Origin of the sequence: Pseudomonas sp. OVF7 (assembly GCF_030644265.1) — a bacterium.
GTDB lineage: Bacteria > Pseudomonadota > Gammaproteobacteria > Pseudomonadales > Pseudomonadaceae > Aquipseudomonas > Aquipseudomonas gorinensis.
In genome coordinates this window covers 5,727,811-5,740,766 of the sequence record NZ_CP128996.1, presented here as the reverse complement: position 1 = coordinate 5,740,766, position 12,956 = coordinate 5,727,811, and the positions used below count along the sequence as shown (strand labels likewise).

15 protein-coding genes are annotated in these 12,956 nt (G+C 61.4%); 8 read left to right on the top strand and 7 right to left on the bottom strand.

Annotation, left to right across the window (positions count from 1 at the left end; genetic code table 11):
* Positions 1-41: 41 nt before the first annotated feature.
* The 4 genes from folE to QU606_RS26040 all read right to left on the bottom strand — a co-directional run bounded on the left by folE (position 42) and on the right by QU606_RS26040 (position 2,350).
* Positions 42-587, bottom strand: coding sequence for a GTP cyclohydrolase I FolE (folE, locus tag QU606_RS26055; RefSeq protein ID WP_024076633.1), 546 nt, complete (start codon positions 585-587; stop codon positions 42-44).
* A 78-nt stretch (positions 588-665) separates the two neighbouring features.
* On the bottom strand, positions 666-1,223 hold the full coding sequence (locus tag QU606_RS26050; protein ID WP_003192796.1) for a Smr/MutS family protein: 558 nt from the start codon (positions 1,221-1,223) through the stop codon (positions 666-668).
* 75 nt (positions 1,224-1,298) lie between these two features.
* The gene (locus QU606_RS26045; RefSeq protein WP_102625225.1) at positions 1,299-1,619 is read right to left on the bottom strand and encodes a hypothetical protein; all 321 of its coding nucleotides are present in this window, start codon (positions 1,617-1,619) and stop codon (positions 1,299-1,301) included.
* 140 nt (positions 1,620-1,759) lie between these two features.
* The gene (locus QU606_RS26040) at positions 1,760-2,350 is read right to left on the bottom strand and encodes a cysteine hydrolase family protein (protein ID WP_024076631.1); all 591 of its coding nucleotides are present in this window, start codon (positions 2,348-2,350) and stop codon (positions 1,760-1,762) included.
* A gap of 239 nt (positions 2,351-2,589) precedes the next feature.
* Here QU606_RS26040 and prmB point away from each other — a divergent pair, with 239 nt between their 5' ends.
* Entirely contained in the window at positions 2,590-3,498 is a 909-nt protein-coding gene (gene prmB / locus QU606_RS26035; protein ID WP_024076630.1) for a 50S ribosomal protein L3 N(5)-glutamine methyltransferase, read from the top strand.
* Positions 3,499-3,807: 309 nt separating this feature from the next.
* On the opposite strand, the gene QU606_RS26030 is transcribed toward prmB, so the two are convergent.
* Together QU606_RS26030 and QU606_RS26025 are read right to left on the bottom strand one after the other, a co-directional pair.
* A complete protein-coding gene (locus tag QU606_RS26030; RefSeq protein ID WP_024076629.1) occupies positions 3,808-4,614 on the bottom strand; it encodes a hypothetical protein in 807 nt (268 codons plus the stop codon).
* 99 nt (positions 4,615-4,713) lie between these two features.
* The gene (locus tag QU606_RS26025) at positions 4,714-5,676 is read right to left on the bottom strand and encodes an alpha/beta hydrolase (RefSeq protein WP_024076628.1); all 963 of its coding nucleotides are present in this window, start codon (positions 5,674-5,676) and stop codon (positions 4,714-4,716) included.
* Between the two features lie 142 nt (positions 5,677-5,818).
* On the opposite strand from QU606_RS26025, the gene aroC reads away from it, so the two are divergent.
* The 4 genes from aroC (at position 5,819) to QU606_RS26005 (ending at position 9,150) form a co-directional block, all read left to right on the top strand.
* On the top strand, positions 5,819-6,910 hold the full coding sequence (gene aroC / locus QU606_RS26020) for a chorismate synthase (RefSeq protein WP_168232022.1): 1,092 nt from the start codon (positions 5,819-5,821) through the stop codon (positions 6,908-6,910).
* Between the two features lie 61 nt (positions 6,911-6,971).
* Entirely contained in the window at positions 6,972-8,135 is a 1,164-nt protein-coding gene (locus tag QU606_RS26015) for an MFS transporter (protein ID WP_150296157.1), read from the top strand.
* A complete protein-coding gene (locus QU606_RS26010) occupies positions 8,132-8,662 on the top strand; it encodes an acireductone dioxygenase (RefSeq protein ID WP_024076625.1) in 531 nt (176 codons plus the stop codon). Before QU606_RS26015 ends, QU606_RS26010 begins: the two co-directional genes overlap by 4 nt.
* A gap of 209 nt (positions 8,663-8,871) precedes the next feature.
* Positions 8,872-9,150: a response regulator transcription factor gene (locus QU606_RS26005; protein WP_024076624.1), complete on the top strand. Its 279-nt coding sequence runs from the start codon at positions 8,872-8,874 to the stop codon at positions 9,148-9,150.
* 60 nt (positions 9,151-9,210) lie between these two features.
* Here QU606_RS26005 and QU606_RS26000 read toward each other — a convergent pair whose 3' ends face one another.
* Positions 9,211-9,489, bottom strand: coding sequence for a DUF3509 domain-containing protein (locus QU606_RS26000; RefSeq protein WP_003172952.1), 279 nt, complete (start codon positions 9,487-9,489; stop codon positions 9,211-9,213).
* 399 nt (positions 9,490-9,888) lie between these two features.
* Here QU606_RS26000 and QU606_RS25995 point away from each other — a divergent pair, with 399 nt between their 5' ends.
* The 3 genes from QU606_RS25995 to QU606_RS25985 all read left to right on the top strand — a co-directional run bounded on the left by QU606_RS25995 (position 9,889) and on the right by QU606_RS25985 (position 12,900).
* Positions 9,889-11,715 carry a long-chain-acyl-CoA synthetase gene (locus QU606_RS25995; protein ID WP_102625221.1) on the top strand — a complete coding sequence of 609 codons (1,827 nt, stop codon included), beginning with the start codon at positions 9,889-9,891 and terminating at the stop codon, positions 11,713-11,715.
* Positions 11,716-11,812: 97 nt separating this feature from the next.
* Positions 11,813-12,328 carry an ankyrin repeat domain-containing protein gene (locus tag QU606_RS25990; RefSeq protein WP_150056425.1) on the top strand — a complete coding sequence of 172 codons (516 nt, stop codon included), beginning with the start codon at positions 11,813-11,815 and terminating at the stop codon, positions 12,326-12,328.
* 41 nt (positions 12,329-12,369) lie between these two features.
* Positions 12,370-12,900, top strand: coding sequence for a hypothetical protein (locus QU606_RS25985; RefSeq protein ID WP_304997790.1), 531 nt, complete (start codon positions 12,370-12,372; stop codon positions 12,898-12,900).
* Positions 12,901-12,956: the final 56 nt, after the last annotated feature.

Sequence of the window (12,956 nt, the reverse complement as noted above, 5' to 3'; positions counted from 1 at the left end):
AAAAACCGGCGATGGACGCCGGCCTTTTCCTACGCAGCCTGTTACTTGATCAGGCTGAGGAATTCGCTACGGGTCGCCGCGTTTTCGCGGAACTCACCCAGCATCACCGAGGTGATCATCGACGAATTCTGTTTTTCCACACCGCGCATCATCATGCACATGTGCTTGGCTTCGATCACCACCGCCACGCCCAGGGCGCCGGTGACCTGCTGGACCGCATCGGCGATCTGGCGGCTGAGGTTCTCCTGGATCTGCAGGCGGCGCGCATACATGTCGACGATCCGCGCGACCTTGGACAGGCCCAGCACCTTGCCGCTCGGGATGTAGGCGACGTGAGCCTTGCCGATAAACGGCAGCAGGTGGTGTTCGCACAGCGAGTACAACTCGATGTCCTTGACCAGCACCATTTCGCTGTTGTCGGAGCTGAACAAGGCACCATTGGTGACTTCTTCAAGTGTCTGTTCATAGCCGCGGCAAAGGTACTGCATCGCCTTGGCGGCACGCTTTGGCGTGTCGAGCAGGCCCTCGCGGGAGACGTCCTCGCCAAGTTGGCCGAGGATCTCGGTGTAATTCTGTTCCAGGGACATGAAACTACCTGTTGGATTTTCGCAAAGCGCAAGGTTACGGTGGCCGACACATGGCTGCAAGCCTGACGATGGCACTTGTTACTCGTCGCGCCCTTCCATCATGGTGCGCTTGAGCATCACGTACACCGCGCCGGCGCCACCATGACGGGCCTGGCAGGAGGTAAAGCCAAGCACCTGGGCATGCTGGCGCAGCCAGGTGTTGACATGGCTCTTGATCATTGGCCGCTTGCCGTCCAGGCGCACGGCCTTGCCGTGGGTGACGCGCACGCAGCGGATTTCGAATTTGGTGGCTTCGGCCAGGAAGGCCCAGAGGGTTTCCCGGGCTTTTTCCACGGTCATGCCATGCAGGTCTAGACTGCCTTCGAACGGGATCTGGCCTGCCTTGAGCTTGCGCATCTGGCTTTCCTGCACACCGTCGCGGGCCCACATCAGTTCGTCTTCGGGGCCGACGTCGATCACGAACTGGTCCGACAGGCCGTCTACGGTGGTGGCATCGGTGCGCACGGTCGCAGCCTGGCGCAACTTGGCGATCTGCGCCCGGTCAGTCTTAGGCTTGCCGGTGTCGGCGCGGTCGTGCTTGATCGGCTTGACGCCGCGCAGCTCGTTCTTGAACAGGGAAAAATCGTCGTCTTGCATGTCAGCCTCCGCGAAGGGCGGGCAGTTTACCTAAATCGCGGCGGCCAGGGCGCAGGAAACGCTATCCAAGCGCCATCAGTCGTGTTTTTTCATCAGGTGCGAGGCGATGTTCAGTGACAACGGCTGGCGCATCCGCCGCCGGCTGCGCCGCCACAACCACACGCCGAACCACAGCACCAACAGGCCGACCACCACCAGGATCGCCGAGCCGCCAGGGCTGGCATTCAATTCGCCCAGTGCCGGGGAGTGCCCCGACAAGCCTGCGCCACCGGCCACCGCCAGCAGCACACCTACAACCGCCAGCAGCGCGGCAATGCCGGCCACCAGGCGCAGGCGCCAGTTGCTCGGGCCCTTGGGGCGCAAGCGACGAGCATCAAAACCATCGGATATCTTCATTCCGACCTTTCCTCCAGGGTATCGGCCCTTCGACCGGAAGATACACAGGTTGTTCCTGTGCCAGAGGCAATTGCAGCAAATGACAGGCATTTGCAGATGAGCGGGGCCCGCACGCGGCCGCTCCGCTCATCGCGCGGCTGTCAGATCAGGTCTTTGGTCAAGGCAAGGGTGGCGAAGTTGTCGGCCATGATGGCCATTTCGGTTTGCTGCACGTGTTCGGCAGTGAGGACGCCGCCCTTGTAAGGCAGGTCGCGGGTGGCACAGGCGTCCTCCACCAGGGTGCAGCGAAAGCCCAGGTTCTTGGCGGCGCGCACGGTGGTGCTGACGCTGGAGTGGCTCATGAAACCGCAGACGATCAGGTCCAGCGAACCCAGGTCCTGCAGGTGTTTTTCCAGGCCGGTGCCGTGGAAAGCGCTGGGCAGCAGCTTGCCGATGATGGTTTCGTCGCCGGCCGGTTCCAGGCCAGGGATGAATTCGCCACGCTCGCCCTGAGGGTCGAACAGGCCGCCCACGGTGCCCAGGTGGCGCACATGCACGATCGGGCGCCCGGCGCTGCGTGCGGCTGCGACCAATTGCTTGATATTGGCGACCGCCGCGTCCATGCCCGTGAGGGCGAGCGGGCCGCTGAGGTATTCCTTCTGGGCATCGATGATCACAAGGGTCGCATGGCTGAGATTGGCAGCTGCATAACCACGACCGCTGAGTTGAAACATCGTCTTTGGAACGGACATTCTGGGGCTCCTGTGAGTGGGGCTTTTGTGACATTGTCCACTGGCTGAGCGGTTCTGTGAATCGCTACGATCATAAGGTACGCCGTTGCTGGCGTGCAGCCATGTCAAGAGGCCGGCTTGTTCCAGCCAATGATGGCAAACTGGATGAAATCCGACGTACGGCGAGGGCGTTACGTACATCGTCGCTACGGGCGAAGGCTGTTAGAATCGCCAGTCGTTTTTTCCAGGAGCTTGCCCCCGTGATCACTTCTCGCCTGCGCACCTTGCGCGACCATATCCGTTGGGCTGTCAGCCGTTTCCATGGGGAAGACCTGTTTTTTGGCCACGGTACCGACAATGCCTGGGACGAAGCCCGGCAATTGGTGCTCGGCGCCTTGCACTTGCCGTGGGAAATCGCCGACAGCTACCTGGACTGCAACCTGGAAGAAGAGGAAATCTCCCATGTGCAGCGTTTGCTGCATCGCCGTATCCACGAGCGGGTACCCACCGCCTATCTGTTGAAGGAAGCCTGGTTCTGCGGCATGTCGTTCATTGTCGATGAGCGTGTGCTGATCCCACGCTCACCGATCGGCGAACTGATCGAAAACCGCTTCGAACCCTGGCTGGCCCAGCCGCCGGCGCGCATTCTCGACCTGTGCACGGGGTCCGGTTGCATTGGCATCGCGTGTGCCTATGAGTTCCCGGACGCCGAAGTGGTGTTGGGCGACCTGTCCTTCGAAGCGCTGGAAGTGGCCAACCAGAATATCGAGCGCCATGGCGTCGATGAACGCGTGTACACCGTGCAGGGGGACGGCTTTGATGGCTTGCCGGGCCAGCGCTTTGACCTGATCGTGTCCAACCCGCCGTATGTGGATGCCGAGGATTTTGCCGACATGCCGGACGAATACCAGCATGAGCCAGAGCTGGGCCTGGCGTGCGGCGACGATGGCCTGAACCTGGTGCGGCGCATGCTCGCCGAAGCGGCCGATCACCTGACCGAGAAGGGCTTGCTGATTGTCGAGGTGGGCAACAGCCAGGTCCACGTCGAGGCGCTGTACCCGGAAGTCGATTTTGCCTGGCTGGAGTTCCAGCGCGGTGGGCATGGCGTGTTCATGTTGACGGCTGAACAGTGCCGGGCGCATCAGGCAATCTTCGCCGCCAGGATCTAACTGAAGAAGAACCGGCTGTCGTGGCAAGCGGGTTGTTGTGGAAGGCGGGCTGTTGTGGCGAGCGGGCCTGTCTGTGGCGAGCGGGCTAGCCCCGCGTTGGGCTGCGCAGCAGCCCCAGTAAGATCACCGCGTTTTTTCAGACAAAACGCAGTGCGGGATTTGGGGCTGCTGCGCAGCCCAACGCGGGGCAAGCCCGCTCGCCACAGGGTTCCAGTTTGCTGCGCCACGGCGCCCAGTCGGATAGTCGGATAGTCGGATAGTTGGCGCACCTTCCACCTGTGTATCCCGTGTAACCCGGTCACTCGCGATTTACCGGTGCGTAGCGATCCAGATCAACAACCCCGCCTGAAACACGGTGAACGCTACCAGGCAGGTGATGGTAAAGCGTAGCCCGCTGTCCTCACGCTTGAACTTGGTGACCTTTTCCTCTTCCTTGCGCAGCTTCACTTCCTGCTCCGCCAGGTTCTGTTCGGCCTGTTGCAGCATTTGCGCGGCTTCGAGGATCTCCACGAACTGCACCTTCTCGGTGTTCCAGCTGTCCAGCACATCGCCGACCTTGCCGGGCTGCACGTTGCCTTTCAAATGCTGCACATCGGCGTAGGCCACGTCAAAGCCTTGGACACGCAGGAAGTGATCGCGACGCAGGCGCGTGGCTTCATTGAGCGCGTCCTTGTTGGCCAGGTCTACGCCGTCAACGCGGTAGTGGGCCCACTTCTTCTTCGCCCACGCGGCGCCTTGGGCGACCAGGAATCGGCCGATGCCACGGTTGGCCGGTTCGATTTCCAGGCTGTTGCCTGGGCCGAAGTGCACGCGGTGCTTGTCGTGATCGACCCAGATGTCCAGGTGATTCTGCTCGCGGCGCACCCGTTGGCCCGGTAACTGGATGACCATGCGCAGCAGGCTGTGGTGTTTGTCGTTGCGTTCGGCGTAACCGAACTGCACGAAACGCAAAGGCCTCACCCCCGTGGCGCGGTCAGTGGCCAGGGGCGCCAGGCGCAGCATCTTGAAATGTTCCGCCTGCACGTCTGCCCACGGCAGGGGCGCCGCGTCGACGACCTCGGTTTTTTCCGTGGCGGTTTCAGCGGTAGGTTCTGGTGTTGCTTCGGTGATAGTCATGCGGCGCGATCCTGTCCAAGCCCAGCCAGTCGACAGGCTTTTTGCTGTCGACCCTGGGCTTATCGGCCGCTTTTCCCAGTACTGGAGGCAATTAGTCGGTCAACGGGGTTGAAGTCCGTCGATAAAGCGCACCAGGCGTGTGCCCAGCTCGGCGGCCAGGGGCAATTGAGGGTTGTTATAGGAGGCCAGTTGCTGCTTCACGTCGTTGGGCACGATGCGCATCACGTGGTTCATGCCCTCGATTATCGTCAATTCGGCGTCGGGCTTGGCGTTCTTCAATTGCTGCGCATCGCCCACCCCCACCTGGATATCGTGGGTGCCCTGGATGATCAGTGCCGGCATGCGTAGCTTGGCAAAAGCTGCCGAGGGGTCGGCACGAAACAGGCTGATCAGATAGGGCTGAACGCTGGGGCGGAAAATCCCTTCCAGAGGGGCCGGCACATCGGGGTCCACCTGGCCGGCCTTGAGGTGGTCAAGGATTTCATTACTGCGCAGCAGCAGGGCAGGGGGCAGGTGGTCGGCCAACTGTTGGCGTATCACCTGGTCCACCGGACGGGCGCTGCCGGACAAGGAGACCACCCCCGCCGGATCGAGTTGCGGCGCGGCCAGGGCGGCCACCAGCGCACCTTCGCTATGGCCCAGCACAATCAGCGGGCCCATGCGCTTGTCGGCCTTGAGCAGCTTGCCCCAGGCCACGGCGTCGGCCACGTAGGCGTCCAGGGTCAGGTTGCGCTCATCGGGCGTGGCGGCCAGGCTGGCGGCAACGCCGCGCTTGTCGTAGCGCACGCTGGCGATGTTATGCCGGGCCAGTACCCAGGCCAGGCGCTTGAGGCTGTCGTTGCGCGCGCCGTCGGCGCTGTTGCCGTTGCGGTCGGTGGGGCCGGAGCCGGCAATGATCAGCACCACCGGCACCGGTTTGTCGGACTGGGGCAGCAGCAGCGAGCCAAACAGCTCGCCGCTGCCGGTGTCGAGGCTGATGGGCCGTTGCAACACCACGGGGGACGCGGCACAGGCCACGCCAGTAAACAGGGTCAGGGTCAGTAGCAAAACTCGAAGCATCATCACGCCATCATCAGGAAGGTGCCGGTTCGACCAACGTCTACCGGTAAGGTTTCGAGGATGAACTAGTCGGTTGGCCCGCGTATACTGGCGCGCTTGGTTATCACCTCTGAGTGATTACAACTGATTTCACGGAGCGCCCTGCATGTCCGGCAATACCTTCGGCAAGCTGTTCACTGTCACCACCGCAGGCGAAAGCCATGGCCCGGCGTTGGTCGCCATTGTCGACGGCTGCCCGCCCGGCCTCGAGCTGTCCCTGGAAGACCTGCAGCGCGACCTCGACCGCCGCAAGCCCGGCACCAGCCGCCACACCACCCAGCGTCAGGAGCCTGACCAGGTCGAAATCCTCTCTGGCGTGTTCGAAGGCCGCACCACTGGCTGTGCCATCGGCCTGCTGATCCGCAACACCGACCAGAAGTCCAAGGACTACTCGGCGATCAAGGACCTGTTCCGCCCGGCTCATGCCGACTACACCTACCATCACAAATACGGCGAACGCGACTACCGTGGCGGCGGCCGCAGCTCGGCCCGCGAGACCGCAATGCGCGTGGCGGCCGGTGCGATTGCCAAGAAGTACCTGGCCACCCAGGGTATCGTCATCCGTGGCTATATGAGCCAGTTGGGCCCGATCGAAATCCCGTTCAAGACCTGGGACAGCGTGGAAGACAACGCCTTCTTCTGCCCCGACCCGGACAAAGTGCCGGAACTGGAAGCCTACATGGACCAGTTGCGCCGCGACCAGGACTCCGTGGGCGCCAAGATCACCGTGGTCGCCGAAGGCGTCAAGCCGGGCCTGGGCGAGCCGATCTTCGACCGCCTGGACGCCGAGCTGGCCCACGCGCTGATGAGCATCAACGCGGTGAAAGGCGTGGAAATCGGCGCGGGCTTCGCATGTGTCGCCCAGCGCGGCACCGAACATCGCGACGAACTGACCCCACAAGGTTTCCTCAGCAATAACGCGGGCGGCATCCTCGGCGGTATTTCCTCCGGGCAGCCGATCATTGCGCACTTGGCCCTCAAGGCCACATCGAGCATCACCACCCCGGGGCTTTCGATCGATGTGCACGGCAATCCGGTGGACGTCATCACCAAGGGCCGCCATGACCCGTGCGTCGGCATCCGTGCCACACCGATTGCCGAAGCGATGATGGCGATCGTGTTGATGGACCACCTGCTGCGCAACCGTGGGCAAAATGCCGATGTACGCGTGAGTACCCCGGTACTGGGCCAACTGTGACGGATTGTGGTGGCGAGCGATGTGGCTCGCGCGGGGCTGTGAAGCAGCCCCTTGCGGCAACATGACACCCCCCGTCCCGTACTGGCGCCTCTCCAGCTTCTACCTGTTCTACTTCGCCCTGCTGGGGGCGACAGCGCCATTCCTGGCGCTTTACTTCGATCATCTGGGGTTCTCCAGCGCGCGCATCGGCGAACTGGTGGCCATCCCCATGCTGATGCGCTGCGTGGCGCCCAACCTGTGGGGCTGGCTCGGCGACTATACCGGTCGGCGCCTGGCCATCGTGCGTTTTGGCGCGGTGTGCACCCTGGCGAGCTTTTGCCTGATTTTCATCAGCAAGACTTACGCCTGGCTGGCGCTGGTGATGGCCTTGCACGCGTTCTTCTGGCATGCGGTGCTGCCGCAGTTTGAAGTCATCACCCTGGCCCACCTGCACACACAAACCTCGCGCTACAGCCAGGTCCGCCTGTGGGGCTCCATCGGCTTTATCCTCACCGTCGTGATCATGGGCCGCCTGTTCGACTGGCTGAGCCTGGATATTTACCCGGTGGTGGTCGTGGTGATCATGGCCGGCATCATCGGCGCCAGCCTGTGGGTACCGAACGCGCAGCCTGCCACCCAGGGCAATCGCCTGGCTGCCGAGGGTTTCCTCACGCAATTGCGCAGCCCCGGGGTCCTTGCGTTTTATGCCTGTGTGGCGCTGATGCAAATGAGCCATGGGCCGTACTACACCTTCCTGACCCTGCACCTGGAGCACTTGGGCTACAGCCGAGGCGTGATCGGTATGCTCTGGGCCCTGGGGGTGGTCGCGGAAGTGCTGATGTTCCTGGCCATGAGTCGCATCCTTACGCGCTTTTCCGTGCGTCGTGTGTTACTGGCCAGTTTCCTGCTGGCGGCGCTGCGTTGGTTGCTGCTGGGCTCGTTTGCCGAGTTTTTCTGGGTGTTGCTGTTGGCGCAAGTGATGCACGCGGCAACGTTCGGCAGTTTTCATGCGGCGGCGATTGCCTTTGTGCAACGCAGCTTCGGCGACCGCCAGCAGGGCCAGGGCCAGGCGTTGTACGCAGCGTTGGCCGGCACCGGCGGCGCACTTGGCGCTTTGTATGCCGGCTATAGCTGGAACCTGTTGGGGCCGACCCTCACGTTCAGCATCGCCAGCGTCGCGGCCCTGGCCGCCGCCCTTATCATCGGCTTTCGATTGCAAGAGCAGAACCAAGGAACCGTCCAATGAGTTATGTAGCCGTTTACTCCGTCACCACCCCGGATACCCCGAACAAGGTCCTGACCCATTTCGACGACATCGTCTCGACCCTGGCCGAGCACGGTGTGCGGTTCGAGCGCTGGCAACCAGGCCCACTGGCAAAAGGTGCCAGCGAGGCTGAAATGATCGCCGCGTGCCAGCCCCGGATCGACGCCCTCGGTTACGGCTGCATTGAGGTGTTCAGCGTCACCGGCGACCACCCGCAACGCACCGAGCTGCGCGCCGGCCTTCTCGATGAGCGCCGCTACAGCTCGGACCAGGCCAGGTTCTTTATCGCCGGCCAGGGGCTGTTCAGCTTGCACATCGGTGACTATGTGTACGGCGTACGCTGTGAGAAAAATGACCTGCTGGTGATCCCGGCCGGCTTGCCGCATTGGTTCGATATGGGAGAGCACCCGCACTGCGTGATCTTGCAGTTATCCCACCAGCCTGGGCACGCGGTCGCTGAGTTTACCGGGAGTGAGCTTGCCGCTGGATTTCCAGGATTGGACGACTAGTCGCTGGTTCGCGATTGTTCAACCCGCCTATGCGGAAAAGTATTGTGGGAAGAACCTTATTGGAGTGTAAGACTTGGCTGTTTTTGCCGGTCTTGCTCTTTAATTCCGTTCGTTATGTAAATCTCTCCAAACCTCGATGTTTATGCTGTCTGTCAATAGGAGAAATCCGAAGGTTAGGACAGCGTCCGCAAATAAAAGGAGAGAGATGAATGAGCGCGCAACAGGAGCAGGATCGATCGTCACCGACGCAGGACGAAGTGTCCACAGCGGTGAGAAAGCGCCTGAGCTTGTCCGGCAAGCCCCTGACCCCCGCGGAACAGGAAATCCTGCGCTGGGCCCTGGAGGGCAAGACTGTCTGGGAGATCAGCCAGATTCGAGCCAGTTCCGAAGCCACGGTGAAATTTCACCTGCGTAACATCTATGGCAAGTTGCAGGTCACCAACCGCGTGCAGGCAATGAATGAAGCGGTTCGGCAAGGCCTGTACTGAACGCATAAAAAAGGGCCGCGACGCTTGATGGCGTCGCGGCCCTCTTTATTGCTGGATAGCTCAGGCCGAATGGTAGGTCGGCAAGGCAAAGCGGTTCTGGCTTTGCAGCATCGAAATCTGCGGCAGCTCACTGGCTTGTTCGGCCAGGTCGCGGCGAATCGCGCTGATCACCCACGTCAGTTGATCGGCAGTGTGCAACTGCTGGTAAGAGATTGAACGCTTGACCTGCTTGCCTTCGCTGTTGCGCAGGGTCAACAGGATACCGCCGTCGGGACGTGGCTGGGTGGTGACGTCGTAGTTGGAGAATACTGAGGCGAATTTATCTTGGATCAGGCTCATGTCTATCAGCTCCGTTGGCTCAAGTTGGCAAGCATGGAGTGATAGGTGCAGTGATTGTGCCAGCTAGTGATTTTATAAAAAGTCTTTATAAATCAATAGTTTAAAAATATTCAGAATTTTCGGTTTCGTGCAATTTGCATGAATGGCCATCATGCATCCTGCATTTTGCGCTATTCGATAGGCCCGTCGCGGCGGGTGCTCAAGGGTAAAGACTGTCAGTACGTGACTAAATTCCCTTTTTTCAGCCGACGAGGGGCAGGGGATACAAAACTTTTCAAATCCCGCGTGTACAGCTGAAGAATCGCTGGCGTATTTTCCTGCAAGGCATTCGGCCTCCTGCCTTCGCAAGGCGCCGGTGTTTCCGGATCAGATAAAGAATAAGAAAAAGGATGTTCCGCCATGAGCCATCAGCCAAACGACATGATCACCTGGGGCATGATGCTGCGTAAGGTGCCAGCCATCGTGCGGGCCTTGCCCCGAGTGGTGCGCGGCATGCGCGCTGCGAATGTCACCGACCCGGCGCAGCCTTGCGGCCTGGGCTGGCACTTCGAACAAGCCACCCTGCGTAACCCTGATGGCGCCGCCTTGCTCTACGGCGACAGCATGCTCAGCTACCGCGACGCTAACCAGCGTGCCAACCGCATCGCCCATCATCTGGCCTCCCAAGGCATCGGGAAGGGTGACGTCGTCGCGCTGTTTATCGAAAACCGTCCCGAGTTGCTGCTGAACGTGCTGGCGGTGGCCAAGCTTGGCGGCATCTGCGCCATGCTCAATACCGCACAAACCCAGGCGGCGTTGGTGCACAGCCTGAACCTGGTCAGCCCGGTGGCAATCGTGGTCGGCGCGGAATTGGTGGATGCCTATACGGTGGTGCGCGATCAAGTGTCGATCCCGGCGGAGCGCACCTGGTTCGTCGCAGATCAGCATGCCAGCGCGGTCCCCGAGGGGTATGTCGACCTGATGGCCGCCAGTGCCGACTGTTCGCCAGACAACCCCGCCAGCAGTGCCCGGATCTTCTTCAGCGACCCCTGCTTCTATATCTACACCTCCGGCACCACCGGCCTGCCCAAGGCCGGCATCATGAAACATGGTCGCTGGACCAGGACCGCCGTCAGTTTCGGCAGCATCGCCCTGGACATGGGCCCGGACGATGTCATGTATTGCACCTTGCCGCTGTACCACGCCACCGGTCTGTGCGTGTGCTGGGGGGCGGCGATCATTGGTGCCTCGGGATTCGCCATTCGGCGCAAATTCAGCGCCAGCCAGTTCTGGGACGATGCGCGCAAATTCAACGCCACTACCCTCGGGTATGTCGGCGAATTGTGCCGCTACCTGCTTGACCAGCCCACCAGTACCCAGGATCGTGATAACCAGGTGACCAAGATGGTCGGCAACGGCTTGCGCCCCGGTGTTTGGGCACAATTCAAACAGCGCTTTGGCGTCGAGCATATCTGCGAACTGTATGCCGCCAGCGATGGCAATATCGGCTTTACCAACGTGCTGAACTTCGACAACACCATCGGCTTTTGCCTGCAACATTGGGCGCTGGTGGATTACGTCCCGGAGAGCGGCGAACCGCTGCGGGGCAGTGATGGCTTCATGCGCAAGGTGCAAACGGGCGGCCAGGGCCTGTTGCTGGCCAGGATTGATGAAAAGTCGCCGTTCGATGGCTACACCGACCCGGAAAAGAACCGCAAGGTGGTGCTGACCGACGTGTTCGAAAAGGGCGATCGCTACTTCAATACCGGCGACTTGTTACGCAGCATCGGCTTTGGTCATGCGCAGTTTGTCGATCGTCTGGGGGATACCTATCGCTGGAAGGGCGAGAACGTTTCCACCACCGAAGTCGAGAACATCCTGCTGCAACACCCGCAGATCGCCGAGGTCGTGGCCTATGGTGTCGAGATCGAAAACACCAACGGCCGCGCAGGCATGGTCGCCATCACTCCCAGTGAATCCCTGGCGGCCCTGGATATGCGCGAACTGCTGCAATTCGCCCATGGTCAATTGCCGCACTATGCGGTGCCGTTATTCCTGCGGATCAAGGTGAAGATGGAGACCACTGGCACCTTCAAGTACCAGAAGGTACGACTCAAGGAAGAAGCCTTCGACCCGGACAAGGCGGGCAACGATCCGGTCTACGCGTGGTTGCCGGGCTCGGACAGCTACGTGCCGGTCACCGGGCAATTATTGGCGCAGATCCAGGGCGGTGAGTTTCGCTATTGATTGTGTCTATGAAGGCTTTTGACAAAAAAGCCATGACAGTGGGGAACTCCATCGCGACACTGGGCGCCATATAAAGCACCAGAACAGGAGCCTCCCCATGTCAGACCACGCCAAACGAATGACCGAAGACGAAGCCGCCGAATTTGCCGAGCAGGTCTTCGACGTGGCCCGCAAAGGCGACGCGGCCATGCTCGCCGCGCTGCTGGCCAAAGGCTTGCCGGCCAACCTGCGCAACCACAACGGCGACACCTTGCTGATGCTCGCGGCCTACCATGGCCACGCCGAGGCGGTAAAAGTGCTGCTGGAATTCAAGGCTGACCCGCTGATCGCCAATGACAAGAACCAACTGCCGATCGCTGGCGCGGCGTTCAAGGGCAACCTGCCCGTGGTCAAGGCCCTGATCGAGGGTGGCGCGCCGGTTGACGCAGCATCCTCGGACGGCCGCACGGCACTGATGATGGCGGCGATGTTCAACCGCGTTGAGATGGTGGACTACCTGCTGGGCCAGGGCGCGAACCCCAAGGCGGTCGATGCCCAGGGTGCGACGGTGCTGGCAGCGGCGCAGACCATGGGCGCGATGGATACGGCGGCGCAGTTGCAGAAACTGGTGTAGGCTACGCGCCCTCGAAAACCAGCCCGTCACAGGATCGCCCCATGAAAACCGCCCTCGTCGAACTCATCAGCAACATCAGCACCGGCCTCATGAGCGACGACGAGGTGGCGCGCATCGCCGAAGAGGCCGCCCAGGCCTACGCAGACCCTGCGGCCTTCCTGGCGGCCAATCCGGACATCAACTACGACGACACCTTCCCGATCCCGCTGGGGGAGTGGGTGGTGGTCGGCAGCCTGCCGGACACCGTGCTGTTCCAGGCCGATACCTACAGTGATCTGTTTGCCCAGATCGTCGCGTCGTTCGGCCCGGGCGTGGCATTCAACCTCAAGCCCAAGCAACTGGCCAAGACCGAAGCGCTGACCGTCCTCAACCGCATCCAGATCCAGATGAGCGCCCTGAGCCCGGAAGACGGCGGCTATGTGTTGATGAACTTCAGCCAACCGCTGGATGACGAGATCCAGGCGGTGCTGGTGTACGGCAACGACCTGGCGCGCGTGTTGGCGCTGTGTGCCGAAGTCGGCATCAAGGGCGAGCCTTCCCTGGAAGCGTTGAAGGTGGCCGTTCACGTCTGAAATAAAACGGAACCCCCGCCAGGGCTGACTATCCTACAAGGGCATGCCCTCACTTA